This is a genomic window from Microbacterium fluvii, assembly GCF_025515205.1.
Taxonomy (GTDB): Bacteria; Actinomycetota; Actinomycetes; order Actinomycetales; family Microbacteriaceae; genus Microbacterium; species Microbacterium fluvii.
In genome coordinates this window covers 1,428,949-1,455,193 of the sequence record NZ_JAOPFX010000001.1, presented here as the reverse complement: position 1 = coordinate 1,455,193, position 26,245 = coordinate 1,428,949, and the positions used below count along the sequence as shown (strand labels likewise).

Below are 26,245 nucleotides of genomic sequence, written 5' to 3'. Positions count from 1 at the left end.
CGGATCCGTGGCGAGCGGCCGGGGTCATCCGGGCACAACTGCCTCGACCCGCACACTGTGCAGGAGCCGATCGGTGCGTCCACCTCCCCGCAATATGGCACCTCTCGTCGGTCTCGCACATGCCGAAGCGGCGACAGGTGCCAACTCGCGAGATCAGCGCGCGCACCCTCTCACACCCGCGACTTGGCACCTCTGGTCGCCCGAGCCCCCGCACCAGCGGCAACAGGTGCCAACTCGCGGGGAGGGGGCATCAGGCGGGGACGGTCACCAGAGGGATGCGGCGGCGGCCGCATCCGACGGCGGGAGGTCGCCGCCGCGGCCGGCGAGGTCGCGCACGAACGCGCCGAGTTCGCGGCGGTAGGTCACGTCCGGGTGGGTCTGGGCGATCTCGACGAGGCTCGGCAGATCCATCTGCTGGATCAGTCGCACCCGGGCGCGCACGGCGGCCCGATGCCCCGCGGCCTCGAGCACGCCGATCCCCCCGGCCATCGCCGCGAGGTACTCGCGCAGCACCGGCAGTGCGTCTTTGGTCTGGGTGATCGACGTGCCGTCGGCGCGCACGCGCCACTGCACGACGACATCGGGCACGACGTCGAATCCGCGAGCCGCCGCGTACATCTGCTGGGCGACCACCTGATCTTCGTACAGGCGACCGGCGGGGAAGCGCAGCCCGGTGCGCCGCCAGAGGTCCATGCGGCTCACCTTCGACCAGGCGACGATGTTGCCGGATGCCTCGGGGTGCTCGTCGATCGTCGTGCGCCGCCGCTCGGGATCGGTCGCCGCAGCCACCCACGGCTGCACCTCGCCCGCGGCATAGCCGCCGTCGGCATCGGGCCGCAGCCGCACGTACGCGCCGACGGCGAAGTCGCTGCCGGTGTCGTCGAGCACGCCGACGAGCCGCTCGAGAGCCCCTGGCGTGAGCACATCGTCGGCGTCGAGAAAGCCGACCAGCGGCGTGCGCACCAGATCGAGCCCCGTGTTGCGGGCGACGGCGAGCCCCTGGCGGGTGCGGTGCCGCACGAGGCGGAACCGCGGATCTGCCTCGGCGGCAGCGGCGAAGATCTCGCCGGTGCCGTCGGTCGATGCGTCGTCGACGAGGATCGCCGACCACCCGGTCAGCGTCTGCGCGCGCAGCGATTCCAGCGCCTCGTGCGCGTAGGGCGCCACCTCGAAGCCGGGGACGATGATCGTGACGACGGGCTGCACGGGGCGAGTCTAGGTGCTCGCGTGGCGGTCGGGGTCAGCCGCCGACGGCGGCGACGGATGCGGCGACCGCCGCCGCGAGAGCCTCGGGCGGCACGTCGGCGCCGTGGCCGAAGGTGAAGCGCACGGCGGTCTGGGCGACCTCGGGCTCGATCCCCATGGCGAGCAGCACGTGCGAGGGCTCGTCGCTGCCGGCGGCGCACGCCGAGCCGCTCGAGCTGACGACACCTCGCCGTTCGAGCTCGAGCAGCACCGCCTCGCCGCTCGTGCCGGCGAACGTGAAGCTCGCGGTGCCGGGGAGGCGCCGCACCGGGTGGCCGGTGAGCCGGGCGGCCGGTACGGCCGCGAGCACGCCGCCGATGAAGGCGTCGCGCAGAGCTCCGATCCGCGCCCCATCCGCTTCACGCTCGCGCTCGGCGAGCTCCAGGGCAGTGGCCAGGGCCACGGCCCCTGCGACATTCTCGGTGCCGCTGCGGCGTCCGCGCTCCTGGCCGCCCCCGTGCAGCAGGGGCTCGACCGGCACGCGCCCTCGGACCGCGAGGGCGCCGGTTCCCTGCGGCGCGCCCAGCTTGTGTCCCGCGATCGAGAGGGCATCGGCGCCGAGCCCCGAAAGCGGCAGCCAGCCGGCCGCCTGCACGGCATCCAGGTGCAGCGGCACGCGATGCTCGTGCGCGACGGCTGCGAGGCCGGCGGCATCCTGCACGGTGCCCACCTCGTTGTTGGCGTACCCGATGCTGATGAGCGCCGTGTCGTCTCGGACGGATGCGGCGACCTCCGCGGGATCGACCAGCCCGTCACCGTCCACGGGCACGAGGGTCACATCGAACCCGTGCACGCGCTGCAGGTAGTCGACCGACGCGAGGATCGACTCGTGCTCGATCGGCGTCGTCACGACATGTCGCTTCGCGTCGTTCACCAGCGCGGCGACCGCGATGCCCTTGATGGCGAGATTGTCGGCCTCGGTGCCGCCGGAGGTGAAGACGACGTCGCCGGGGCGGAAGCCGAGCACCGTCGCGACCCGTCGCCGCGCGTCGTCGAGGGCGGCGGCCGCCTGCTCGCCCACGGTGTGGTGGCTCGAGGGATTGCCGAAGCGGTCGGTGAGGAACGGCAGCATCGCCTCGAGCACCTCGGGGCGCACCGGCGTGGTCGCCGCGCTGTCGAGGTAGAGCACGGTCAGCCCTCGGTCGAGATGCGGATGTCGAGGCCCAGGTCGAGCGCCGGCGCCGAGTGGGTGAGTGCGCCCACCGAGATGACGTCGACCCCGGTCTCGGCGATCGCGCGCACCGTCTCGAGGGTGACCCCGCCCGACGCCTCGACCGTCGCGCGCCCCGCGATGAGCTCCACCCCGCGGCGCAGGTCGTCGAGCGAGAAGTTGTCGAGCATGATCGTGTCGACGTCAGCGGCCAGCACCGCCTCGATCTGGTCGACGCGATCGACCTCCACTTCGAGGTGGGCCGTGTGCGGCAGGCGGGCGCGCGCGGCCAGCAGCGCCTGCGTGAGCGAGGCGCCGTGACGGGTGAGCACCGCGAGATGGTTGTCTTTGGCCATCACCGCGTCAGACAGCGAGAAGCGGTGGTTGTAGCCGCCGCCGTTGCGCACGGCATGGCGCTCGAACACCCGCAGCCCCGGCGTGGTCTTGCGGGTGTCGACGATCCGCGCACCGGTGTGGGCGACCTCGGCGACGTAGCGCCCCGTGAGGGTCGCGATGCCCGACATGCGCTGGGCGAAGTTGAGGCCGATCCGCTCCGCCGTGAGCACGGCGCGGGCGGGCCCCGTGACGACGGCGAGCACGGCGCCCGGCTCGAACCACTCGCCGTCCTCGGCGACCGGCTGCACGTGCACCCGAGGGTCGGTCAGCCGGAACGCCGCCTCGAACACCTCCGCGCCGCTGAAGACCCCCGGCTCGCGGGCGGCGAGGTCCGCGGTGGCGACGGCATCCGCGGGAATCAGGTAGTCGCTCGTGAGGTCGCCCCACGGCGCGTCCTCTTCGAGAGCGGCGGTGACGACGCGGTCGATGACGGCGCGGGTGAGCATCAGGCTGCTCCTTCTCGGGTGGTGAGCGGCGTGAGTCGCGCCGCGCTCAGCGCGATCGGCTGGTCAGCATGTGATTCGGGTGCAGCGGCACGGGGGACCGCGAGAGGGGTCGCCGCCGCGTCGGAGCGGAAGTGCGCTCCGGCCGATGCGGTGCGCACCAGGGCCGCGTCGACGAGAGCCGTGCCGACCGCGAGCAGGTTGTCGTCCTCGAACTCGGCGACCGTGCACGGCGTGCGGGGCTGCGCGCGCCACGCGGCGAGCACGGATGCGGCACGCTCGAGCCCCGCCGCGTCCCGCACGAGTCCGGCGTGCTCCCAGAGCAGCTCCTGCAGCGCGGCGCGGGTGAAGGCCGGCGCGACGCCGCCCGAGTCCCTCGGCTCGCGCGGGGCGGATGCCGGGGCCACCGGCCATGCCAGGGATGCGGCATCCGCCGCCACCGCATCGCCGGCGCGCGCGCCGAAGACCGCACCTTCGAGCAGCGAGTTCGAGGCGAGCCGGTTGGCGCCGTGCACGCCGGTGCAGGCGGCCTCTCCGACGGCGTAGAGCCCCGGGAGGCTCGTGCGGCCGCGCAGATCGGTGACCACGCCGCCCATGAGGTAGTGCGCGGCGGGCGTCACCGGGATCGGCTCGCGCGCCCAGTCGAGACCTCGTGCCCTGACCGCCGCGTCGATCGTCGGAAAACGCCGCGCCAGGAAAGCCGCTGTCTCTGCAGGGGTGGGGCGCAGCCCGGTCGCGTCCAGCAGCACCGGTGCACCGTGCTGCGCCGCCATGCGCTCGGCGATCGCGCGGGCGACGACGTCGCGGGGCGCCAGCTCGCCGTCGGGGTGCGCGTCGAAGGCGAACCGGCGGCGCTCGGCGTCGAGAAGGGTCGCGCCCTCTCCGCGCACGGCCTCCGACACGAGGAACGCGTCGCCGACCGCGAGCACCGTCGGGTGGAACTGGAAGAACTCGAGGTCGCGCACCGCCGCGCCCGCGCGCAGCGCCGCGGCGATGCCGTCGCCGGTCGCGACCGGTGGATTCGTGGTGTGCTCGTAGAGCTGGCCCGCGCCGCCGGTGGCGAGGATCACCGCGTCTGCGGTCAGAGAGGTGCGGCTCTGTCCCACCAGCAGGTCGACGCCGGTGACGCGGCCGGCGGTCACGACGAGGTCGACGAGGAAGGCGTGCTCGATCACCTCGACCTCGCCCGCCCGAAGATGCGCGACGAGGGCCCGCTCGATGGCGATGCCGGTCGCATCGCCGCCGGCGTGCAGGATGCGCGGGTAGGAGTGGGCGGCCTCGAGGCCCTTCACCAGCGCGCCGTCGGCGTCGCGGTCGAAGGCGACACCGAGTGCGATCAGCTCGCGGATGCGCGCAGGCCCCTCGTCGACGAGCACCCGCACGGCCTCGGGGTCGTTCAGCCCGGCGCCGGCGACGAGCGTGTCGCGCACGTGGTCCTCGGCGGAGTCGTCGTCGAACATGACCCCCGCGATGCCGCCCTGCGCGAAGCGCGTGTTGGCGTGCTCGAGCTCGTCCTTCGTCACAAGCGTCACCCGGCAGCCGCTCGCCGCGGCGTGCAGCGCCGCCGTGAGCCCGGCGATGCCGCTGCCGACGACGACCGCGTGCGGCGTCGTCATGGCCGGGCCGCCAGCATCCGCTCGAGGGCGACGCGCGCAGGGTCGGCCACGTCTGCGGGCACCGTGATGCGGTTGACGACGCGGCCCGCGACGAGCTCTTCGAGCACCCACGCGAGGTAGCCGGGGTGGATGCGGTACATCGTCGAGCACGGGCACACGACCGGGTCGAGGCAGAAGATCTCGTGCTCGGGGTGCTCGGCGGCCAGGCGCTGCACGAGGTTGATCTCGGTGCCCACGGCGAAGGTCGTCGGCTCGGTCGCGGCGGCGATCGCCTTGCGGATGTAGTCGGTCGAGCCCGCCTCATCGGCGGCGTCGACGACCTCCATGGGGCATTCCGGATGCACGATGACGCGCACGCCGGGGTGCTCGGCGCGGGCCTTGTCGATCTGGGCGACGGTGAACCGCCGGTGCACCGAGCAGAAGCCGTGCCACAGAATCACGGTCGCCTCCTGCAGCTCGGCGGCCGACGAGCCGCCGAGGGGCTTGCGCGGGTTCCACATCGGCATCTGCGCGAGCGGCACGCCCATCGCCTTGGCGGTGTTGCGGCCCAGGTGCTGGTCGGGGAAGAAGAGCACGCGCCGGCCGCGGGCGAACGCCCACTCGAGCACTGTGCGGGCGTTCGACGAGGTGCAGACGATGCCCCCGTGCCGCCCGACGAACCCTTTGATGGCCGCCGACGAGTTCATATAGGTCACCGGCACGACGGGCACGCGGCCGTCGGCGTCGACCGCCTCCATGTCGCCGTAGAGCTCGCTCAGCTGCTCCCAGCACTCCTCGACCTGGTCGATGTCGGCCATGTCGGCCATCGAGCAGCCGGCCGCGAGGTTCGGCAGGATGACGGCCTGCTCGGGCTGTGAGAGCAGGTCGGCGGTCTCGGCCATGAAGTGCACGCCGCAGAACACGATCGCCTCGGCCGCCGGATGCTGCTTCGCAAAGCCCGCGAGCTGGAACGAGTCGCCGAGATAGTCGGCGTGCTCCACGACCTCTTCGCGCTGGTAGAAGTGCCCGAGGATCACGACCCGGTCGCCGAGGGTCGCTTTGGCGGCGCGGATGCGTGCCGCCAGCTCTTCGTCGGAGGCCGCGCGGTATTCGGCGGGGAGCTCTCCCTGCCGCGGGGCGCCGGTGGGGATGACGTCGCCCATCGAGGCGCCGGGGCCGTAGCCGGGGCGGGAATCGAAGTCCCAGGGGCCGGCGGCGAGGTCGGTGTTGCACGTCTCGCCGACGAGGTCGCCCGAGACGATCGCCTGGATCTCGTGGTCGACGGACGGGTCGATGGGGCGGGGCTGGAGGGACAGTGCGGTGGCGGTCATGATCTGCTCGATTCGCTGGGGAGGGGAGCCGGCGCGAGGCCGTGGGTGAGGGGGCCGCGGTCGGCGAGCTCGACTTCGCGGTTGTAGCGGTACAGGCGCGCGGGGCGGTGGCTGCCGGTGCGGAAGCGGTCGGTCGGGATGAGGTTTCCCGAGTTCTCGACCTGGCGGCGGAAGTTCGCAGGATCCAGGCGCCGCCCGAAGATCGCCTCGTAGACCTCGCGCAGCTCGGCGAGGGTGAATTCGCCCGGCAGCAGCCCGTGGGCGATGCGGCTGTAGCCGACCTTGCTCCGAAGGCGCCACAGGGCGTAGCCCACGATCTCGTCGTGGTCGAAGGCGAGCGGCGGCAGGTCTGCGGTGTCGAACCAGGCCACGTTCTCCTGCGGGTGGGCCTGCTCGACCTCGTCGGCGCGCACGAGCGCCCAGTAGACGATCGAGACGACCCGGGTGGGGGAGCGGTCGACGGCGCCGAAGGCATAGAGCTGCTCGAGGTAGCTCGGCGAGAGCCCCGTCGTCTCGGCGAGGGTGCGGGAGGCTGCCGCGTCGAGCCCTTCGTGCACGTCGAGCCAGCCCCCGGGGAGCGCCCACCGGCCCTCGAAGGGATCGCGCACGCGGCGCACGAGCGGCATGACGACCGACGCGTGCTCGTCGCCGGGCTCGCGCTTCAGGCTCAGGATGACCGTGGAGACGGCCACGCGGGTGATGTCTTCGCTGCTCATGGGTTCGTGTCCCCGTGGTTCGTGTCACAGTGACTCTAAGTGGGGACGCGCCCATCTTAGAGTCATGCTGACCAGAACCGCAACCGGGGCGATCGCCCAGCTTCCCTGCCTACGCTGTGCGGGTGACCCTCGTCGACATCGCGCTGATCGCGATCCTCGTCGTCGCTCTGATCGTCGGGCTCGTGCGAGGGCTCGTCGCGAGCGCAGGGTCGCTCATCGGCCTCGTCGTCGGCGGCGCGGCGGCGTTCTGGCTCGTTCCGATCGTCAACGACGCGTGGCCGTGGCCGCAGTGGCGCACGCTCGCGGTGATCCTGCTCGCGGTCGTGCTCGTCATCGCGGGCACGGCGATCGGCGGCGCGGTCGGCGACGTGCTGAGCCGCGGTGTCGAACGCACGCCGCTGCGCGTGTTCGATCGGATGCTGGGCGGCGCGCTGAGCGTCGTCGTGACGGCCCTGTCGCTCTCGCTCGTCGCCTCCACCGTCTCGGTGACGGGCGCGCCCATCATCTCGTCGGCACTCGGATCGTCCCAGGTGCTGCGCACGATCGACGGGCTCACTCCGACGCCCGTCTCGGAGGGGCTCGCCCGGCTGCGCCAGGCGGTGCTGCCGGAGGGGCTTCCCGCGCTGGGGCTCCTCTTCGACGTGGATGCCGACACGGCCCTGCCCGACGTCGACCTCGACGATCCCGAGCTCGCCCTGGCGGCAGCATCCGTCGCCCGCGTCTCGGGCACCGCCTACGCGTGCGGCACGAGCTCCAGCGGCACCGGATTCGTCGTCGCCGACGACCGCATCGTCACGAACGCCCACGTCGTGGCCGGCGTCGACCGCCCGGTCGCCCAGTTCCCCGGGGGAGAGACCGTAGAGACGCGGGTCGTGTACTTCGACCCGCAGCACGACCTCGCCGTCCTCGCCGCCGACGGCCTCACGGCAGAGCCCCTCGACCTCGGCGACACGCTGGAGGTCGGCGCGAGCGCTGTCGTGCAGGGCTACCCCTACGGCGGACCGTTCTCGATGGGCGCCGCGAAGGTGCTCAGCGCGGGCGCCGTGCCGGTGCCCGACATCTACGACACCGGAGTGCAGCTGCGCGACGTCTACGCCCTGGCCGCCGAAGTGCGGCCGGGCAACTCCGGTGGGCCGCTGCTGACGGAGGACGGCACGGTGGCCGGCATCGTCTTCGCCCGCGCCGAAGACGACGCCGAGCTCGGCTACGCCATGACGATGGCAGAGCTCGACCCCGTCGCGGAGGTGGCGCCGACCCTGACACGCGAGGTGTCGACGGGAGCGTGCACGGGGTGATCCCGCCCGGTATGCTGGCCGGGCAATCGAACATCGGGCCGCATGTTCGTCGCGGGAGAGCCCCGGAGCGCACCACGCCGGGCACCGAAGGAGCAAGCCTCCCCGCCAATCTCTCAGGTACGCGTACCGCGACGCACCGGCCGCTCTGAAAAGCGATGCCCTGTGGCATCCGCCGACGGTGAAAGCCTCCTCCCGCTGCGAGGGCGCGAAACTCTCAGGCCCATGACAGAGGGGGAGTTCTCAGGCGCCGTTCGGCGTCTGCTCGCCGAACCGGGAGAACTCATGTCCGATCCGACCGCCGACCCGCGGTACACGTCGCTGCGCGCGCGCCATGAGGCCCTCGGCGCCTCGTTCACCGACTTCGGCGGGTGGATGATGCCGGTGCGCTACACCTCCGACCTCGCCGAGCACCACGCCGTGCGCACGGCCGCGGGACTGTTCGACATCTCGCACATGGCCGAGTTCATCGTCGAGGGCGACGGCGCCGGAGCCTTCCTCGACTATGCGCTGGCCGGACGCCTCTCGACGATGCCGGTGGGCAAGGCCAAGTACTCGCTCGTGCTGGCCGCATCGGGCGGCATCGTCGACGACGTCATCGTCTACCGGCTCGACGAGGGCTGGTTCCTCGTCATCTCCAACGCCGGCAACCGGGAGGCCGTCGCCACCGCCCTCGCGGAGCGCGCCGCCGACTTCGCGGCCATCGGGCAGGGCGTCGCCGCCGTCGAGGACGCGAGCGACAGCTTCGCGCTCATCGCGGTGCAGGGGCCGGTCGCCAGGCAGATCGTCGAGGCGACGCCGGGCATCGAGGGCCTCGAGCGGGCGCTGACCGACGTGCCCTATTACGCGGCCGTCCGCGGCGAGTTCGGCGGCGAGGCGCTCCTGATCGCCCGCACCGGCTACACCGGAGAAGACGGCTACGAGCTCATGATCCCGGTCGCCGCCGCCGGCGCCCTGTGGGACGCCCTGCTGGACGCCGGGGCACCCCTCGGTCTCGTGCCTGCAGGGCTCGCGGCGCGCGACACGCTGCGCCTGGAGGCCGGCATGCCGCTGTACGGCCACGAGCTCTCGCTCGACATCGTCCCCGCTCAGGCCGGCCTCGGTCGCGTCGTTGCGATCGACAAGGGCGAGTTCGTCGGCAAGGCGGGCCTGGCCTCCGTCGTCGCCGCCGACGCGCCGGTGCTCGTCGGCCTCGTCGCCGACGGCAAGCGTGCGGGGCGTGCGGGCTACGAGGTGTACGCCGGCGACGAGCGCGTGGGCGAGATCACCAGCGGCGCCCTGAGCCCCACGCTGCAGCATCCGATCGCCATGGCCTTCGTCTCGCCCGCCCACAGCGCCCCCGGAACCGACCTGACCATCGACGTGCGCGGAACCCGCATCCCCGCGACCGTCGCCACCCTGCCCTTCTACAAGAGGAACGCGAAGTGACCGATCTGAACAGCCTCCGATACACCGCCGAGCACGAGTGGGTCGCCCTCGAGGGCGATGTGGCCACGGTCGGCATCACCGACTACGCCGCCGACAAGCTCGGCGACGTCGTCTACGTCGACCTGCCCGCCGCGGGCACCGCCCTCACCGCCGACCAGGTGTGCGGCGAGATCGAGTCGACCAAGTCGGTCGGCGAGCTCTACGCGCCACTGTCGGGCGAGGTCGTCGAGCTCAACGACGCCGTCGTCGACGACCCGTCGCTGGTCAACTCCGATGCCTTCGGCGCGGGGTGGCTCATCAAGGTGCGCGTCGACGCGTCGGCCGCAGAGGCCCTGCTCGACCGCGCCGCCTACGAGGCGCTCACGGGCGGCGAGGCGTGACCGGGTTCGCAGACCGTCACATCGGCGTCGACGCCGACGCGCAGCGCGTCATGCTCGACGCGCTCGGGTACGACACCGTCGAGGCGCTCGTCGAGGCGGCGGTGCCGGCATCGATCCACGTCGCACCTCGGTCGACGAGCGGCATCCCGGCCGCGGCGACCGAGGCCGAGGCCCTCGCCGAGCTGCGCGCGCTCGCGTCGCAGAATCGCACCGCGCGCCCGATGATCGGCCTCGGCTACTACGACACCCACACGCCCGCCGTCATCGCACGCAACGTCTTCGAGAACCCGTCGTGGTACACCGCCTACACGCCGTACCAGCCCGAGATCTCGCAGGGGCGCCTGGAGGCGCTCATCAACTTCCAGACGATGGTGACCGACCTCACGGGGCTCGCGACCGCCAACGCGTCGATGCTCGACGAGGCCACGGCCGTCGTCGAGGGGATGCTGGTGGCCCGCCGCGGGTCGCGCTCGACCTCGAACGTGTTCCTGGTCGACGCCGACGCGCTGCCGCAGACGAAGGCGCTGCTGGCCCACCGTGCCGCCGCCGTCGGCATCGAGCTCGTCGAGTTCGACGTGGCCGCCCTCGGGGAGCTGCCCGAGGCGTTCGGCGCGTTCGTGCAGTACCCGGGCGCGTCGGGGCGCGTGAGCGACCCCTCCGCCGTGATCGCCTCGGTGCATGCCGGGGGCGGGCTCGTCGTCGTCGCCGCCGACCTGCTGGCGCTCACGCTGCTGCGCTCGCCCGGGTCGCTGGGCGCCGACGTCGCGGTCGGCACGACGCAGCGCTTCGGCGTGCCGCTCGGCTTCGGCGGCCCGCATGCCGGGTACATGGCGGTGCGCGCAGGCCTCGAGCGGCAGCTGCCTGGACGCCTCGTCGGCGTCTCGCAGGATGCCGCCGGCCACCCCGCCTATCGGCTCGCTCTGCAGACGCGCGAGCAGCACATCCGCCGCGAGAAGGCCACCTCCAACATCTGCACGGCGCAGGTGCTGCTGGCCGTCATGGCCTCGATGTATGCGGTGTACCACGGGCCGCAGGGCCTCAAGGCGATCGCGACCGACGTCGCCCGCAAGGCCGAGGCGCTGGCCTCGGTGCTGCGCTCGTACGGCCTGAGCCTGGCCTCCGACGCGTTCTTCGACACCCTGCGCGTCACCGTGCCAGGGTCGGCGCAGCGCGTGGTCGACCGCGCGCGTGAGCGCGGCTACCAGCTCTTCCTGGCGTCGGATGCGACCGTCGGGGTCTCGGTCGACGAGACGACGACCGCCGCCGACCTCGCCGCCGTCGCGTGGGCGTTCGGCGTCCCCGAGGCCGAGGTCATCGGCGGGGGAGAGCAGGGCGAGCGCGCCGTGCCGTTCGAGGCCGCGGTGCCGCTTGCCCGCGTCGCCGCCGACCTGCACCGGGTCGAGGGGTACCTGCAGCATCCGGTGTTCAACAGCCACCGGTCCGAGACGGCGATGATGCGCTATCTCAAGCAGCTCGCCGACCGCGACTACGCCCTCGACCGCGGCATGATCCCGCTCGGGTCGTGCACCATGAAGCTCAACGCGGCCACCGAGATGGCGGCCGTGTCGTGGCCGGAGTTCGCCGGCGTCCACCCCTTCGCCCCGGCCGACGACGTGACCGGCTACCTCGCGATGATCGAGCAGCTCGAGACGTGGCTGGCAGAGGTCACCGGCTACGACGCCGTGTCGCTGCAGCCGAACGCCGGCTCGCAGGGCGAGCTGGCCGGGCTGCTGGCCATCCGCGGGTACCACCTCGCGAACGGCGACGAGGGCCGCACGGTGTGCCTGATCCCCTCCTCGGCGCACGGCACGAACGCGGCGTCTGCGGTGCTGGCGGGCATGAAGGTCGTCGTCGTCGCATGCGACGAGGCCGGCAACGTCGACCTCGACGACCTGCGCGCCAAGATCGCGGCGCACGCCGATGCGCTTGCCGCCCTCATGATCACCTACCCGTCGACGCACGGCGTCTACGAGCACGACGTGCTCGAGATCACGCAGGCCGTGCACGACGCAGGCGGACAGGTCTACGTCGACGGCGCCAACCTCAACGCGCTGCTCGGGTTCGCGCGCTTCGGCGACCTCCGCGGCGACGTGTCGCACCTGAACCTGCACAAGACCTTCGCGATCCCGCACGGCGGGGGCGGCCCCGGTGTGGGGCCTGTCGCGGCCAAGGCGCATCTCGCGCCCTACCTGCCCTCGCACCCGCTCGCCCAGCGCGCCGACCATGCCGGCGGCTTCGTCTTCGACGGTGGCCCGATCTCGGCGGCGCCCTACGGCTCGGCCTCGATCCTGCCGATCTCGTGGGCCTACGTGCGGATGATGGGCGCCGCGGGCCTGCGAAAGGCGACGGCCGCCGCCGTGGTGTCGGCCAACTACATCGCGCACCGGCTGCGCGAGCACTACCCGGTGCTCTACACCGGGGCCGCCGGACTCGTCGCGCACGAGTGCATCCTGGACCTCCGGCCCCTGAAGGAGGCGACGGGCGTCACCGTCGACGATGTGGCCAAGCGCCTCATCGACTACGGCTTCCACGCCCCGACCATGTCGTTCCCCGTGGCGGGCACGCTCATGATCGAGCCCACCGAATCCGAGGATCTCGGCGAGATCGAGCGGTTCATCGAGGCGATGATCGCGATCCGCGCCGAGGCCGACCGGGTCGCATCGGGCGAATGGGATGCCGCAGACAACCCGCTCGTGAACGCCCCGCACACGGCGCAGTCGGTGATCGAGGGGGAGTGGCGGCGTCCGTACTCCCGCGAAGAGGCCGTCTACCCCGTGCACGCGCTCGTGCGGACCAAGTACTGGCCGCCGGTGCGCCGCATCGACCAGGCCTACGGCGACCGCAACCTCGTCTGCGCCTGCCCCCCGCCCGAGGCCTTCGCCTAGCCGCGGGCGGGCGCGAAGCCCGTCGCGCACGCGCCGAGACCCACTTCCTGCACCGAGACCCACGCCCGACGTGAGGGTCTCGGTGTGGGGAGCGGGTCTCAGCGCTCGGGTCGAGACCGCCCCGGAACCTTCGGTCCACTGGCGGCCCAGAGCCCGCTCTCGGCCCCGAGACCCGCCTGGCCCCGAAGCCCACGTCACAGCAACCCGAGACCCGTCTCTGGCCCCGAAGCCCACGTCACAGCAACCCGAGACCCGTGTCTGGTCGCGAAGCCCACGTCGCAACGCGGGGTATCGGCGCCGGCGGTGGGTTTCGGCATCTCCGCGGTGGGAAGCGGGGTGCGGCGGGCGTCCGGTGGTCTGCGATCGGGCAGCCGACGCGGGGATCAGCGCTCGCCCGGCGGCCGGCGCGACGAGGCGACGGGCGGAAGCGACCGGGGGTTGCTCTTGAGCGTGGCGAGCATCGCGGCGTGACGCGGGTAGAGAGGGCTCAGCCCCGCGCTGCGCAGCGCTCGGTCGAGGGGTTCGAACCGCATCGCGTCGGCCCAGTCCCATCGCGCGAAACCGCCGAGATGGCGTCGCAGCCGGTCTTCGCGTCGCTTCTCGTCGACGAAGTGCTGCTTTGAGGCCTCCGCGTCGTCGGCGTCGTATTTTCCGTAGCCATCGGACTCGCCCGCGACGCGGACTCTGCGGAAGAAGAAGTCCACACGGTCTTCGACATCTTCGAAGTGGAAGACCTCCTGCGGTTCGGGCTCCTCGTACCCCAGCCACTCGATGACAGCGCGGCTGACGCTCTCGCCCGGCGACTCCGCCGCGGCGGATGCACGGGCCGCCACCCAGTCGACCTGGCGGAGCCCTCGGCGGTTCGCCGTCGCACGCGCGTGCTTTCTGAGATCGATGGTCGCCTCGCCGGCAGCGGCGGCGGCGCGCAGGAGCACATCGGCGGTCGCGAGCGCGAAAGCGGGAGGGAGGACCCGGCAGAGGTCGACCGTCGTCTGTGCCACGGAGGTGAGCACGTGGCCGTCGAGCTCGATGAGATCGGGCTGACCCTTGGAGCTGTGCACCACGACACCGTCGAACTGCCGGGACTTGCCCGTGACGGCGAGCACATGCACATGGCGTGGTTCGCCGAAGAGAGGCATCCCGAGCAGTGCCGCGGCCGACTCGAGCGTGAACACGACGCCGGGGTGGGTGAGGGCGACCGCATGCACGCGGGCCAGATACCGCTCCCACGGCCGCAACGCCTCCCACTCGCGCTTCGGCGCGACCACGCCGCGACACACGCGCACGACGGGTGCGCCCTTGGGCAGCACCTCGCGCAGCGCGCGGTCGCGCGCCGTGATCAGCAGCACGGGGCTCTGTCGGATCGTCGTGGATGCGGTGAGCACGGGCATGGCGAGAGCCTCTCAGCGACCTGACAGGAGGTGTGATCGGATCCGCCCCACCGGGCACAGAAGCTCCATCACGCGGGCTGGGGAGGAGCGGACGCTGCGCGCACAGCGGTCAGCGGAGGCCGCCGCATCCGCGCCGGGCAAGCTCGCCGAAACCCGCCCTTCACGCCGAGACCCTCGTGCGGGCGGGGGGTCTGGCGCTCAATTCGGGGTCTCACGTGTGATGGTGGGGGTTTCGCGGCGGCGACGTCGGCGGCTGCGTGGACGGCTAGGGGGTGGCGGTGGAGGTGGGGGTGGGGGTGGGGGAGACCGCGGGGGCGAAGACGCCCGGCCACAGCACGACCGCGAGCGGATAGCCGACGAAGGCGACGACGTCGATGAGGGTGTGGGCCACGACGAGCGGCATGACGCGGCCCCATCGCCGGTAGCACCAGCCGAACACGACGCCCATCGCGACGTTGCCGACGATCGCGCCGACGCCCTGGTAGGCGTGGTACGCGCCGCGCAGTCCCGCCGTCGTGAGGATGATCGACCACGAGGACCACCCCAGCCGGCGCAGCCTGTCGAAGAGGTACCCGATGAAGACCACCTCTTCCACCAGGGCAGCCCGCACGGCGGCGAGCACCAGCAGCGGCACGGTGTACCTGGCGGCATCCAGCGGCGACGCGCTCACCTGGAGGGTGAGGCCCAGCATCCGTCCCACGGCGTACAGCGCGAGTCCCGGCACGCCGATCACGACGACCAGCAGCGCACCGCGGCCGACGTCCGACCCGAAGCGGCGGAAGTCGAGGCCGATGCGCCGCAGCGCGTTGGACCCGGGCTCCCACAGCAGGTAGACGACCATCGCCACGAGCGAGAGCGAGAAGAGGATGCTGAGCAGCTGGTAGAGGGCATCCCAGAACGCGGCGGAATCGCGCGTCGGGTTCAGCGTCGTCTGCTGATCGGCGAGCGTGCCGCTGGACTCGAGGGCGCGCAGGATCGAGCGAACGAACGACAGCAGGCTGTACAGCGCCGACTGGCCCACCGAGATGGCCAGGACGATCCAGATCTCCCACCGCACGCGCACCCGCTCTCCGCGGGTGAGGGGCGGAAGACTGGGCAGATCTGAGGGTGTCGAGCCGGGCACGTTGTCAGAATGGCACAGCCATGTCACGCGGAGTAAAGGATATGTAACGGTTTCCCAAGGCGTTTTGCCGGTGCGAGGGGGCGTGCTTAGGGTTGCCGTGTCCGTGTCCAGAGCTGCCACAGGCTGGGCACTTAACCCTTGCACAGGAGGAAATGTGAAGATCGCACGTCTTATGGCGGGCGTGGGTGTCGTTGCCGCGGGAGCACTCGTGCTCTCGGGCTGCGGAAACCCGTACCAGTCGGAAGTCGTTGAAGGCACGGAGATCAACACCGCCTACAACGAAGGCTTCATGGCGTTCAACTCGAACAGCAGCGCCGGAAACAACACCGCCAACGCGAACATCAAGTACCTGACCGACTCGGCGTCGTCGTGGGCCTACTACGACAACACCCCCGAGCTCGTGAAGAACACGGATTTCGGCACCTACGAGAAGACGAGCGACGACCCGCTGACCGTCGACTACAAGATCACGGCCGACGCCGTCTGGTCTGACGGTGTGCCGATCGACGAGGCCGACATGCTCATGCAGTGGGCAGCCATGTCGGGCAACGTCGAGGGCGGCTGGGGCCCCGCGGCCACCACCGGCTACAACCTGATCACCGCGACCCCCGAGGTCGGCGAGAAGGAGATCACCCTCGTCTACGACGAGCCCTACGTCGACTGGGAGCTCATCCAGCCCCTCGGCGTGTCGGCCCACGGCACCTACGCCCTGGCCTACCCCGACGAGTACGCCGACGTGCAGGCCGCCTGGGACACCTACCAGAGCTCGCAGTCGGACGACGACTTCACCAAGTACACCGACGCGGCCAAGAAGTTCGCCGAGGGTGCCAAGGAGAAGGTCATCTCGGCCATCCAGGACGGCGACACCGAGGTGCTGACCGCCCTCGCCACCGCGTGGAACGACGCCTACGTCTACACGACGATGCCTGAGAGCCCCGCCGCCTTCCTCACCGCCGGTCAGTACAACCTGCTCGACACCAAGGAAGACGAGTACACGACGATCGTCGCCAACCCGCTGTTCACGTGGGGCGAGTCGCCGAAGTACGAGAAGATCACGGTGCGCGCCATCGCCGACTCGACCACCGCGCTGCAGGCTCTGCAGTCGGGCGAGCTCGACATCTGGTCGGGCCAGCCCACGTCTGACATCCTCCAGCTCGCGCAGTCGATCGACACCGCCGAGGTGCAGCAGGGCATCCAGGCGTCGCACGAGCACGTGGACCTCACGGTCAACAACGGCGGCCCGTTCGACCCCGCCACCTACGACGGTGACGAGGCCAAGGCCCTCAAGGTCCGCCAGGCGTTCCTGAAGACGATCCCGCGCCAGGAGATCGTCGACAAGATCATCGTTCCGCTGCAGTCCGACGCGGTCGTGCGCAACGCGAACCTCGTCAGCGCGGCCGACACGGTGCGCTACCCGGTGCTGACCGAGGCCAACGGCTCCGCCGACTACACCGACGTCGACATCGAGGGCGCCAAGGCGCTGCTCGACGAGGCGGGCGTCTCGGGCGAGATCGAGGTCGGCTTCTGGTACCCCGAGGGCAACGTCCGTCGTGGGCAGGAGTTCGAGCTGATCGCGGCCTCGGCTGCCAAGGCCGGCTTCAAGCTGGTCGACCAGAGCGAGCCGAACTGGGTCTTCACCGACCCGTCGGCCGAGCCGGTCAACCCGCACGACGCGACGATCTTCGCGTGGTCGCAGACCTCGCTGGCCGTCGGTGGATCCGACCAGATCTACGCGTGCTACGACGACCCGGCAGCCAAGGGCGGCAACTACATGGGCTACTGCAACCAGGAGGTCACCGACCTGCTGGCCGAGCTCAACGTGACCGCTGACGCCGACAAGCAGACCGAGCTCCTCACGCAGGCCGAGACCCTCATCTGGGCCGACGCCGTGACGATCCCGATCTTCCAGTTCCCTGGACTCACCGTCTCGAGCAAGAACGTGACGGGTGTCAAGCAGATGCCGCTGAGCCCCGACTACTTCTGGAACTTCTGGGAGTGGGCTCCGGCCAACGCCTCGGCCGAGTAATCGGCCACACGAAGGGGGCGGCTGCCCGCCGCCCCCTTCGTGCCGGACAACCGGATACAGACTGTGGGTGCCGAGAGACCCTCGGCACCCACAGTCGTGTCGGGCGGGCGTCCATTCTTCGACGAAGCCCCCGACGTAGTAATTTGGGCATACCGCATCCCGATCGGATCGAATCAATGACCCCTGCCCCGAACCTGGAGCGAGCGCTTCCGTGCTGACCTTCATTCTGAGGAGACTCGGCGCCACCGTCCTCGTCCTCCTCGTCGCCTCCTTCATCGTCTACACACTGACGGCGATCGGAACCGACCCCCTTGCCGACCTCAAGCAGAGCAACGCCGCGAACCGCCAGGAGCTCATCGACAACCGCATCGCGCTGCTGCACCTCGACGTGCACCCGGTGCTGCGCTACTTCACCTGGCTCGCCGGCGCCTCGAAGTGCCTCGTGTTCCAGTGCGACCTGGGCATCGCCTTCAGCCGCAGCAACCAGCAGGTGACCGAAGCGGTCGCCACCGCCGCCGGATCGACGATCCAGCTGGTGACCGCCGCGACCATCATCGCGATCCTCGTCGGCCTCACGATCGGCATCCTGACGGCCCTCCGCCAGTACAGCGCCTTCGACTACTCGGTCACCTTCCTGACCTTCATCGTCTACTCGCTGCCGATCTTCTGGGTCGCGGTGCTCCTCAAGGAGTTCGGCGCCATCCGCTTCAACGCGTTCCTGGCGAATCCGGTGATCGAGTGGTGGGTCTACCCGCTCGTGGGGTTCCTCACGGGCTTCATCCTCGCCGCCGCTCTGGGCGGCAGCTGGAAGACCAGGCTCATCACCTTCGCGTCGGGCTTCGTGGGCTCCGCGGGGCTCCTGCTCGTCCTCGACCTCACCGGCTGGTTCGCCCAGCCCTCGGTCGGCCTTATCGGAATCATCATCACGGGCATCGCCGCCGCATTCGGCGTCACCGCGGTCTCGACGGGGCTGTCGAACCGCCGCGCCCTCATCGCCTCGCTCATCGTCGTGGGCATCTGGGTGGCCCTCTGGTACCCCCTGCAGTATCTGTTCCTCTACGTCCCGACCGGATGGATGCTGTGGCTGCTGGCCATCGTCGGCATCGCGGTGGGCGTGGGCGTCGGCTTCCTCATCGGCGGCGACGACAAGAAGCAGGTGGCCCGCACCGCCGGCATCGTGAGCTTCATCACGTTCCTGGTGGTCGTCGTCGACCGCGTGCTGCTGATCTACCCCGACTACCTCGACCGCATTCCGCAGTCGGGCGTCATCGCGACGATCGGATCCGAGACCCCGAACCTGCAGGGCGACATGTGGTTCCAGATCCTCGACGGGTTCGCCCACCTGATCCTGCCGACGATCGCGCTGGCGGTCGTGTCGATCGCGTCGTACACGCGCTACGCGCGATCGAGCCTCCTCGAGGTGCTCAACCAGGACTACGTGCGCACGGCGCGCGCCAAGGGTCTCACCGAGCGCACCGTGATCGTCCGCCACGCGATGCGCAACGCGCTCATCCCGATCGCGACGATCATCGCCTTCGACATCGGCGCGCTCATCGGCGGCGCGGTGATCACCGAGACGATCTTCGCGTGGAAGGGCATGGGCGCACTGTTCACCGACGGCCTCCGCGCCGGCGACGTGAACCTCGTCATGGGCTTCTTCGTCGTGACCGGTGTGCTGGCGGTCATCTTCAACCTCATCGCGGACCTCTTGTACTCCGCACTCGACCCCCGGATCCGGGTGAGCTGAATCATGTCGACCACACTTCCCACCGACGCCCCTCAGGACCGCGGATCCGAGCAGTCGCTCGAGCAGAAGGCCGTCGCCGGCCTCAGTCAGGGCGCGCTCGTGCGCCGCCGGTTCTTCCGTCACACCGGCGCGATGATCGCGATGGTCGTGCTCGTCCTCGTGATCCTCCTGGCCTTCACCTCGGTCGGCACCGTCATCGGCGGCACCGGCAGCCTGCAGGCCACCCCCGACGGCACGCTCGAGATCAACGGCTGGCGCATCCAGGGCTGGTGGCCGCTGGACTGGTTCACCACCTACCCCGTGGTCAACGGCGGCCTGCCGACGCTGACGCTCTGGCCGTTCAGCCTCGGCGAGCACCCGTTCGGTCAGGACACCCTCGGCAAGGACGTCTTCGCGCAGGTCATGCGCGGCACGCAGCAGTCGATCACCGTGATGTTCCTGGTCGGCGCCGTGTCGCTGGGCATCGGCGTGCTGCTGGGAGCGCTGTCTGGCTTCTACCGCGGCACGATCGACTCGCTGATCATGCGCTTCACCGACGTGATCATCATCATCCCGATCATCGTCATCGGCTCGATCTTCGGCCGCATCTTCGGCGGCAACGCGATCGTGTTCGGCATCTTCCTGGGCATCTTGAGCTGGACCGGTCTCGCGCGCCTGGTCAGAGGCGAGTTCCTCGCGCTGCGCGAACGCGAGTTCGTGGATGCGGCGCGCGTGGCGGGCGCCAGCAACCGGCGCATCATCTTCCAGCACATCCTGCCCAACGCGGTCGGCATCATCATCGTCAACACGACGCTGCTGATGAGCGCGGCGGTGCTGACGGAGGCGGCGCTGAGCTTCCTCGGATTCGGCATCACCTATCCCGACGTGTCGCTGGGTCAGATCATCTCGACCTACCGCGAGGCGTTCCGCACCCGTCCGTGGCTGTTCTGGTGGCCGGGTCTGTTCATCATCATCCTGGCGCTGTGCATCAACTTCATCGGCGACGGTCTGCGCGATGCGTTCGACCCGCGGCAGCAGTCGAAGGTCAGCAAGCGCAAGGCGCGTCGCGCCGCCGCCGCCGTGCCGTCGGTGCAGGGCGTGCAGATCGTCGAGGGCGAGACCAGCTACGACGACCCCGAGATCGCCGACCAGGTCACCGTGCGTGACGAGTCGGTGATCGAGGACCCGGCCGAGCGCCCCGCCACCGACGTCGACGGCGAGTCGCCGAAGGACGGTCAGCCGTGAGCGGCCGCGCCCACGAGGCTCGCCGCGGCGGCCACCAGCAGCACCGCCGTGAGGACCGTCAGCGGAACGTTCCAGGTGGTCGTCGCGCTGCCCGGGAGGGCGGGTCCGCCGGCACGCCGGTAGCTCTCGAGGTGCCGACCCACGATGGTCGCGGCATCGCCCGACTCGGTGCCCTCGGCATCCGACGGGCGGCGCATGTCTCCGTCGCCGGGCGAGTGGGCGACCTCTTCGCGGCGCGTGCTCATGGCACGGCGGGCGCTGGGGGCCGGTGCCGCCCAGGCGCGGATGCTGCGCCCCGCGCGCGTGCGGACCGTCAGGGCGTACTGCGAACCGACCTCGTCGACGTCGCCCCACGGCACGCGGTGCGTGCGGAGGATGTTGCGGATCTCGACGAAACCGTCGGTGATCACGACGCAGGGGTGGATGTAGACGAGCCACGCCAGCCAGGCGAAGGCCACGATCGGCCAGCCCCACAGCACGAGGCCTTCAGCGCCGCCGGTGATGCCGGCGAAGACGAGCACCACCGCACTCAGCGCGATGGCGATCACGGCGAGGATCAGCCCGCCGCGAGGACGAAAGACGACCGGTTGTGGCATTCGCCCATCCTGACACGGGAGACCAGCCGATGAGCACGAACGACCGCCGCCGAGCGCACACCGCGGCCGTACCCACGGGGGGCCCCGCGCTCTCGGTGAAGAACCTGAGCGTCGAGTTCTGGGTCGGCGGCAGCTGGGCCGCCGCCGCCAAGCACGTCAGCTACGACCTCATGCCCGGCAAGGTGCTGGCCATCGTCGGCGAGTCCGGCTCGGGCAAGAGCACGAGCTCGATGGCCATCATGGGCCTGCTGCCCAAGAACGCCCGCGTGACGGGTTCGGCCAAGCTCGCCGGACGCGAGGTCATCGGGGCTCATCCCGAGGAGCTGCGCAAGGTCCGAGGCGAGGGCATCGCTGCGATCTTCCAGGAGCCGATGACGGCGCTGAACCCCGTCTACACGATCGGGTTCCAGATCTCCGAGACGCTGCTGACGCACCGCAAGGGCATGACGCGCAAGCAGGCCAAGGAGCGCGCGATCGAGCTGCTGGGGCTCGTGGAGATGCCCGACCCCGAGAAGGCGTTCAACTCCTACCCGCACCAGCTCTCCGGCGGCCAGCGGCAGCGCGCCATGATCGCGCAGTCGATCGCGCTCGATCCTCGCGTGCTGATCGCCGACGAGCCGACGACCGCGCTCGACGTCACGGTGCAGGCCGAGATCCTCGATCTGCTGCGCAACCTCCACCAGAAGCTCGATTCGGCCATCATCCTCATCACCCACGACATGGGCGTGGTGGCCGACATGGCCGACGACGTCATGGTGATGAAAGACGGCGACGTCGTCGAGCACGGCCCGGTCGGCCGCATCTTCGGCGACGCGCACCACCCCTACACGCGTGCGCTCATGGCGTCGGTTCCGCACCTCGGTCTCGGCGAGGCGGGGGCGGATGCCGCTGCGCGCGGCGACTCGTCGTCTGCGGCGCTCGTGCTCGAGCACCTGAGCATCGACTACCCCAAGCGCGGCCGCGTGCCCGCCTTCCGTGCCGTCGAAGACGCCAACCTCACGATCCAGCCCGGCGAGGTGCTGGGCCTGGTGGGGGAGTCGGGCTCCGGCAAGACCACGATCGCCCGCGCGATCGTGGGGCTCATCCCCGTCGCCGAGGGGACGCTCCGCGTCGCCGGCCAGGACATGGCGGGCGTCGAGGCGAAGGACCTCCGTGCCGTGCGCCGCAAGCTCGGCATCGTCTTCCAGGACCCGGGCTCTTCACTGAACCCGCGCTGGCCCGTCGGCGTCTCGATCGGCGAGCCGCTGGAGCTCGCCGGCTGGGACCACAAGGCGATCTCGAAGCGTGTCGAGGAGCTGCTCGACCTCGTCGAGCTTCCCCGCGACTTCCGCAACCGCTTCCCGCACGAGCTCTCGGGCGGTCAGCGCCAGCGCATCGGCATCGCGCGCGCACTCGCCCTCGACCCGACGGTGCTCGTCGCCGACGAGCCGACGAGCGCGCTCGATGTCTCGGTGCAGGCGCGCGTGCTCGAGCTGCTCCAGCGCATTCAGCAGGAGAAGCAGTTCGCGACCCTGTTCGTCACGCACGACCTCGCCGTCGTCGACCTGCTGGCCGACCGCATCGCCGTGATGCAGCACGGCAAGATCGTCGAGCAGGGCACCAAGGAGCAGATCCTGCGCAACCCGCAGAACGCCTACACGCAGCGGCTCATCGCGGCCGTCCCGGTGCCCGATCCGACCGAGCAGCGCGCGCGCCGCGAGGCGCGTGCGGCGCTGCTGGCCGACCAGGAGCGCTACCGCCCGGCGAGCTGATCCGGCCCGCGCCGCACGCTGCGGCATCCGCCTTGTAGAATGGGATGCACCCGAGTCCGGGTGCATCCCCTTCTTCTTCCAAGGAACCCTCATGGCGCGCGCCCTTCGTCCCGATCTCCGCAACGTCGCGATCGTCGCGCACGTCGACCACGGCAAGACCACACTCGTCGACGCGATGCTGCGCCAGACGGGCTCGTTCGGCGAGCACGCGCACGTCGAAGAGCGCGCGATGGACTCCAACGACCTGGAGCGTGAGAAGGGCATCACGATCCTCGCCAAGAACACGGCGATCACCTACAACGGCGTGCACACCGACGTGCCGGTGACGATCAACGTCATCGACACCCCCGGCCACGCCGACTTCGGCGGAGAGGTCGAGCGCGGCCTGTCGATGGTCGACGGCGTCGTGCTGCTGGTCGATGCGAGCGAGGGCCCGCTGCCGCAGACCCGCTTCGTGCTGCGCAAGGCGCTCGAGGCCAAGCTTCCCGTCATCCTGCTCGTGAACAAGACCGACCGCCCCGACGCGCGCATCGCCGAGGTCGAGGAGGAGGCGCACGACCTGCTGCTGGGCCTGGCCTCCGACCTCGTCGACGACGTACCCGACCTCGACGTCGACGCCCTGCTCGACGTGCCCGTGGTCTACGCGTCGGGTCGCGCGGGCGCGGCGTCGCGCACCCGCCCCGCCAACGGCGACCTCCCGGACAACGACGACCTCGAGCCCTTGTTCGAGGCGATCCTCGAGCACGTGCCCGCCCCCTCGTACGACGACGAGGCGCCGCTGCAGGCATGGGTGACGAACCTCGACTCGTCGCCGTTCCTCGGCCGTCTCGCGCTGCTGCGCGTGTTCAACGGCACGCTGAAGAAGGGTCAGACGGTCGCGTGGGTGCGCCACGACGGCACGCACTCCAACGCCCGCATCACGGAGCTCCTCAAGACCCGCGCCCTCGAGCGCTACCCCGCCGAGTCGGCCGGCCCCGGCGACATCGTCGCGATCGCCGGCATCGAGGAGATCACGATCGGCGAGACGATCGCCGACCCGGAAGACGTGCGGGCGCTGCCGGCCATCACGGTCGACGACCCCGCCATCTCGATGACGATCGGCACCAACACGTCGCCCTTGGTCGGCAAGGTCAAGGGGCACAAGCTCACGGCCCGCATGGTCAAGGACCGCCTCGACCGCGAGCTCATCGGCAACGTGTCGCTCAAGGTGGTGGACGTGGGCCGCCCCGACGCGTGGGAAGTGCAGGGCCGAGGCGAGCTCGCCCTCGCGATCCTCGTCGAGAACATGCGGCGGGAGGGCTTCGAGCTCACCGTCGGCAAGCCCCAGGTGGTCACCAAGAAGATCGACGGCAAGGTGCACGAACCCTTCGAGCACCTCACGATCGACGCCCCCGAGGAGTACCTCGGCGCGATCACCCAGCTGCTGGCCGCCCGCAAGGGGCGCATGGACACGATGACCAACCACGGCACGGGGTGGGTGCGCATGGAGTTCATCGTGCCCTCGCGCGGTCTCATCGGCTTCCGCACCGAGTTCCTCACCACGACCCGCGGCACCGGCATCGCCAACGCCATCTCGCACGGCTACGAGCCGTGGGCCGGTCACATCGTCACGCGCCAGAACGGCTCGATCGTCGCCGACCGCTCGGGCGTCGTCACGCCCTTCGCGATCATCGCCCTGCAGGAGCGCATGAGCTTCTTCGTGCAGCCCCAGGACGAGGTGTACGAGGGCATGGTCATCGGCGAGAACTCGCGCGCCGACGACATGGATGTGAACATCACCAAGGAGAAGAAGCTCACCAACATGCGCTCCTCCACGGCCGACACGTTCGAGTCGATGACGCCGCCGCGCCAGCTGTCGCTGGAAGAGAGCCTCGAGTTCGCCCGCGACGATGAATGCGTCGAGGTCACGCCCGAGAAGGTGCGCATCCGCAAGGTCGTGCTCGACGCGACCGAGCGCGGACGCGCCGCGAGCCGCCTGAAGAAGCAGGACGCGAACGCCTGATCGGCGTCAGGCGGTGCGCAGCACCTTGTGCATCGCCTTGCCGCGAGCGACCTCGTCGACGAGCTTGTCGAGGTAGCGGATCTGCTGCATGAGGGGGTCTTCGATCTCTTCGACGCGCATGCCGCAGATCACCCCGGTGATCAGCGCCGCGTTCGGGTTGAGATCGGCGTCGGCGAAGAAGTCCTGAAAGGTCGTGCCTGCGTCGAGGTGATGCTGCAGGCGCGCCTGGTCGAACCCGGTGAGCCATTCGATGACCTCGTCGAGCTCCTCCTGGGTGTGCCCCTTCCTGGCGAGCTTCTCGACGTAGAGGGGATAGACCCTGGCGACGGCCATCGTGTAGATGCGGTGCATGATCCGAGGCTACCCGCCGGACCACCCGTGCGCCGGTGGCCCGACGAATGCGCCCGGCGGCGTCGATAGGCTCGATCGGTGACCGCCGTGCCCGACCCCTCCGCCGAGACGCGTCGCGCGTGGCGTGACGCGATCGGCGTCGCTCTGGCGACGAGCGCCTACGGCGTCTCGTTCGGGGCTCTTGCCGTGGCGGCCGGCCTCGATGTGTGGCAGACCTGCGTGCTGAGCCTCGTGATGTTCACGGGCGGCTCGCAGTTCGCCTTCGTCGGCGTGATCGGCGCCGGCGGTATCGCGGCAGCCCCTGCCGCGATCGCGTCGGCGGCCCTGCTGGGCGTGCGCAACGTCGCCTACGGCATCCGCATGTCGCCGGTGATCGGCGGCGGCTTCTGGCGCCGCGCCGCCGCGGCGCAGTTCACGATCGACGAGTCGACGGCCGTGTCGCTCGCGCAGACGACCTCACGCGCACGCACCGTGGGGTTCTGGGCCACCGGCATCGGCATCTACCTCGGCTGGAACGCGTCGACCCTCGCGGGCGCCCTGCTGGGCGACGTGCTGGGCGACCCGCGGGCCTACGGACTGGATGCCGCCGCGGCGGCCGCGTTCCTCGCCCTCCTCTGGCCGCGACTGCGGTCGCGTCAGCCGATCGCGGTGGGCGTAGCGGCGGCGGTCGTGGCAACGATCCTCACCCCCGTGATGATGCCGGGGCTGCCGGTGCTGGTCGCCGCGCTCGTGGCGATCGTCGTGGGGTGGACGAACTGGCTCGGTCGCCCGCCGGGAGATCCGCAGGGCGCCGACGCGTTCCACGAGCCGCCCGACGTGCCGGAGCGGGAGGGACTGCCATGACCCTGTGGAGTGCGATCTGGATCGCGGCGATCCTGTGCGTGGCGCTGAAGACGCTCGGCTACCTCGTGCCGCAGCGCTGGCTCGAAGCGGAGCGCCCTGCCCGCACCGCCGACCTCCTCACCGTGGCGCTGCTGTCGGCGCTCGTGGCCGTGCAGACCCTCGGGGTGGGGCAGGCCGTCGTCGTCGACGCGCGCGTTCCCGCGGTGCTCGTGGCCGCGGGACTGCTGCTGCTGCGCGCGCCCTTCCTCGTGGTGGTCGTCGCGGCCGCCGTCGTGGCGGCACTCCTGCGGCTGTGGGGCTGGGCCGCGTGATGCGATGCGGCGCGCGGCG

Annotated in this window: 21 protein-coding genes and 2 riboswitches; of the genes, 11 read left to right on the top strand and 10 right to left on the bottom strand. The window is 70.8% G+C overall.

Going from position 1 to position 26,245, the window contains the following annotated elements; genetic code table 11:
• Nucleotides 1-264 precede the first annotated feature (264 nt).
• The 6 genes from OAW74_RS06745 to OAW74_RS06720 are packed head-to-tail and all read right to left on the bottom strand — an operon-like array spanning nt 265 to nt 6,876.
• Nucleotides 265-1,206 carry a glycosyltransferase family 2 protein gene (locus OAW74_RS06745; protein WP_262873539.1) on the bottom strand — a complete coding sequence of 314 codons (942 nt, stop codon included), beginning with the start codon at nt 1,204-1,206 and terminating at the stop codon, nt 265-267.
• 34 nt (nt 1,207-1,240) lie between these two features.
• A complete protein-coding gene (locus OAW74_RS06740) occupies nt 1,241-2,374 on the bottom strand; it encodes a cysteine desulfurase family protein (RefSeq protein WP_262873538.1) in 1,134 nt (377 codons plus the stop codon).
• Between the two features lie 2 nt (nt 2,375-2,376).
• Nucleotides 2,377-3,237 carry a carboxylating nicotinate-nucleotide diphosphorylase gene (nadC, locus tag OAW74_RS06735; RefSeq protein ID WP_262873537.1) on the bottom strand — a complete coding sequence of 287 codons (861 nt, stop codon included), beginning with the start codon at nt 3,235-3,237 and terminating at the stop codon, nt 2,377-2,379.
• Nucleotides 3,237-4,850 carry an L-aspartate oxidase gene (nadB, locus tag OAW74_RS06730; protein ID WP_262873536.1) on the bottom strand — a complete coding sequence of 538 codons (1,614 nt, stop codon included), beginning with the start codon at nt 4,848-4,850 and terminating at the stop codon, nt 3,237-3,239. The genes nadC and nadB overlap by 1 nt, the downstream gene beginning before the upstream one ends.
• Complete coding sequence (gene nadA / locus OAW74_RS06725; protein WP_262873535.1) at nt 4,847-6,160, bottom strand: quinolinate synthase NadA; 1,314 nt, start codon at nt 6,158-6,160, stop codon at nt 4,847-4,849. The genes nadB and nadA overlap by 4 nt, the downstream gene beginning before the upstream one ends.
• Nucleotides 6,157-6,876, bottom strand: a complete 720-nt coding sequence (locus OAW74_RS06720) for an NUDIX hydrolase (RefSeq protein ID WP_262873534.1) — start codon at nt 6,874-6,876, stop codon at nt 6,157-6,159. Before OAW74_RS06720 ends, nadA begins: the two co-directional genes overlap by 4 nt.
• Nucleotides 6,877-6,998: 122 nt before the next feature.
• Between OAW74_RS06720 and OAW74_RS06715 the strand changes: the two genes are divergently transcribed.
• The 4 genes from OAW74_RS06715 (at nt 6,999) to gcvP (ending at nt 12,861) form a co-directional block, all read left to right on the top strand.
• Complete coding sequence (locus OAW74_RS06715; RefSeq protein WP_262873533.1) at nt 6,999-8,171, top strand: MarP family serine protease; 1,173 nt, start codon at nt 6,999-7,001, stop codon at nt 8,169-8,171.
• Between the two features lie 42 nt (nt 8,172-8,213).
• Nucleotides 8,214-8,310, top strand: a riboswitch (glycine riboswitch).
• A gap of 1 nt (nt 8,311) precedes the next feature.
• Nucleotides 8,312-8,407: riboswitch (glycine riboswitch) on the top strand.
• A 46-nt stretch (nt 8,408-8,453) separates the two neighbouring features.
• Nucleotides 8,454-9,596, top strand: a complete 1,143-nt coding sequence (gene gcvT / locus OAW74_RS06710; RefSeq protein ID WP_262873532.1) for a glycine cleavage system aminomethyltransferase GcvT — start codon at nt 8,454-8,456, stop codon at nt 9,594-9,596.
• On the top strand, nt 9,593-9,976 hold the full coding sequence (gene gcvH / locus OAW74_RS06705; RefSeq protein ID WP_262873531.1) for a glycine cleavage system protein GcvH: 384 nt from the start codon (nt 9,593-9,595) through the stop codon (nt 9,974-9,976). Before gcvT ends, gcvH begins: the two co-directional genes overlap by 4 nt.
• Before the next feature lie 50 nt (nt 9,977-10,026).
• Entirely contained in the window at nt 10,027-12,861 is a 2,835-nt protein-coding gene (gcvP, locus tag OAW74_RS06700) for an aminomethyl-transferring glycine dehydrogenase (protein WP_378733669.1), read from the top strand.
• Nucleotides 12,862-13,244: 383 nt separating this feature from the next.
• Here gcvP and OAW74_RS06695 read toward each other — a convergent pair whose 3' ends face one another.
• Together OAW74_RS06695 and OAW74_RS06690 are read right to left on the bottom strand one after the other, a co-directional pair.
• On the bottom strand, nt 13,245-14,252 hold the full coding sequence (locus OAW74_RS06695) for a hypothetical protein (protein ID WP_262873529.1): 1,008 nt from the start codon (nt 14,250-14,252) through the stop codon (nt 13,245-13,247).
• A gap of 265 nt (nt 14,253-14,517) precedes the next feature.
• Nucleotides 14,518-15,375, bottom strand: coding sequence for a CPBP family intramembrane glutamic endopeptidase (locus OAW74_RS06690; protein WP_262873528.1), 858 nt, complete (start codon nt 15,373-15,375; stop codon nt 14,518-14,520).
• A 154-nt stretch (nt 15,376-15,529) separates the two neighbouring features.
• Here OAW74_RS06690 and OAW74_RS06685 point away from each other — a divergent pair, with 154 nt between their 5' ends.
• The 3 genes from OAW74_RS06685 (at nt 15,530) to OAW74_RS06675 (ending at nt 20,372) form a co-directional block, all read left to right on the top strand.
• Nucleotides 15,530-17,401, top strand: coding sequence for an ABC transporter family substrate-binding protein (locus tag OAW74_RS06685; protein ID WP_262873527.1), 1,872 nt, complete (start codon nt 15,530-15,532; stop codon nt 17,399-17,401).
• Between the two features lie 211 nt (nt 17,402-17,612).
• Nucleotides 17,613-19,148 (top strand): ABC transporter permease, encoded by a 1,536-nt coding sequence (locus OAW74_RS06680; RefSeq protein ID WP_262873526.1) that lies wholly within the window; start codon nt 17,613-17,615, stop codon nt 19,146-19,148.
• Between the two features lie 3 nt (nt 19,149-19,151).
• Entirely contained in the window at nt 19,152-20,372 is a 1,221-nt protein-coding gene (locus OAW74_RS06675; protein ID WP_262873525.1) for an ABC transporter permease, read from the top strand.
• Here the strand turns inward: OAW74_RS06675 and OAW74_RS06670 are convergent.
• Entirely contained in the window at nt 20,363-20,968 is a 606-nt protein-coding gene (locus OAW74_RS06670; RefSeq protein ID WP_262873524.1) for a PH domain-containing protein, read from the bottom strand. The genes OAW74_RS06675 and OAW74_RS06670 overlap by 10 nt on opposite strands.
• Before the next feature lie 29 nt (nt 20,969-20,997).
• On the opposite strand from OAW74_RS06670, the gene OAW74_RS06665 reads away from it, so the two are divergent.
• Both OAW74_RS06665 and typA read left to right on the top strand, forming a co-directional pair.
• Nucleotides 20,998-22,719: an ABC transporter ATP-binding protein gene (locus OAW74_RS06665; protein ID WP_262873523.1), complete on the top strand. Its 1,722-nt coding sequence runs from the start codon at nt 20,998-21,000 to the stop codon at nt 22,717-22,719.
• A gap of 91 nt (nt 22,720-22,810) precedes the next feature.
• Nucleotides 22,811-24,721 (top strand): translational GTPase TypA, encoded by a 1,911-nt coding sequence (gene typA, locus OAW74_RS06660; protein ID WP_262873522.1) that lies wholly within the window; start codon nt 22,811-22,813, stop codon nt 24,719-24,721.
• A 6-nt stretch (nt 24,722-24,727) separates the two neighbouring features.
• On the opposite strand, the gene OAW74_RS06655 is transcribed toward typA, so the two are convergent.
• Nucleotides 24,728-25,072, bottom strand: a complete 345-nt coding sequence (locus tag OAW74_RS06655) for a DUF2200 domain-containing protein (protein WP_262873521.1) — start codon at nt 25,070-25,072, stop codon at nt 24,728-24,730.
• 78 nt (nt 25,073-25,150) lie between these two features.
• Between OAW74_RS06655 and OAW74_RS06650 the strand changes: the two genes are divergently transcribed.
• Both OAW74_RS06650 and OAW74_RS06645 read left to right on the top strand, forming a co-directional pair.
• Complete coding sequence (locus tag OAW74_RS06650; RefSeq protein ID WP_378733511.1) at nt 25,151-25,915, top strand: AzlC family ABC transporter permease; 765 nt, start codon at nt 25,151-25,153, stop codon at nt 25,913-25,915.
• Entirely contained in the window at nt 25,912-26,226 is a 315-nt protein-coding gene (locus OAW74_RS06645; protein WP_262873520.1) for an AzlD domain-containing protein, read from the top strand. The genes OAW74_RS06650 and OAW74_RS06645 overlap by 4 nt, the downstream gene beginning before the upstream one ends.
• Nucleotides 26,227-26,245 lie beyond the last annotated feature (19 nt).

Coding starts and splice junctions, on each gene's coding strand:
- nadC (WP_262873537.1), bottom strand. CDS start 3,237: ATGCTCACCCGCGCCGTCATCGACCGCGTCGTCACCGCCGCTCTCGAA.
- nadB (WP_262873536.1), bottom strand. CDS start 4,850: ATGACGACGCCGCACGCGGTCGTCGTCGGCAGCGGCATCGCCGGGCTC.
- nadA (WP_262873535.1), bottom strand. CDS start 6,160: ATGACCGCCACCGCACTGTCCCTCCAGCCCCGCCCCATCGACCCGTCC.
- OAW74_RS06720 (WP_262873534.1), bottom strand. CDS start 6,876: ATGAGCAGCGAAGACATCACCCGCGTGGCCGTCTCCACGGTCATCCTG.
- gcvT (WP_262873532.1), top strand. CDS start 8,454: ATGTCCGATCCGACCGCCGACCCGCGGTACACGTCGCTGCGCGCGCGC.
- gcvP (WP_378733669.1), top strand. CDS start 10,027: ATGCTCGACGCGCTCGGGTACGACACCGTCGAGGCGCTCGTCGAGGCG.
- OAW74_RS06695 (WP_262873529.1), bottom strand. CDS start 14,252: ATGCCCGTGCTCACCGCATCCACGACGATCCGACAGAGCCCCGTGCTG.
- OAW74_RS06675 (WP_262873525.1), top strand. CDS start 19,152: ATGTCGACCACACTTCCCACCGACGCCCCTCAGGACCGCGGATCCGAG.
- OAW74_RS06670 (WP_262873524.1), bottom strand. CDS start 20,968: ATGCCACAACCGGTCGTCTTTCGTCCTCGCGGCGGGCTGATCCTCGCC.
- OAW74_RS06665 (WP_262873523.1), top strand. CDS start 20,998: ATGAGCACGAACGACCGCCGCCGAGCGCACACCGCGGCCGTACCCACG.
- typA (WP_262873522.1), top strand. CDS start 22,811: ATGGCGCGCGCCCTTCGTCCCGATCTCCGCAACGTCGCGATCGTCGCG.
- OAW74_RS06655 (WP_262873521.1), bottom strand. CDS start 25,072: ATGCACCGCATCTACACGATGGCCGTCGCCAGGGTCTATCCCCTCTAC.
- OAW74_RS06645 (WP_262873520.1), top strand. CDS start 25,912: ATGACCCTGTGGAGTGCGATCTGGATCGCGGCGATCCTGTGCGTGGCG.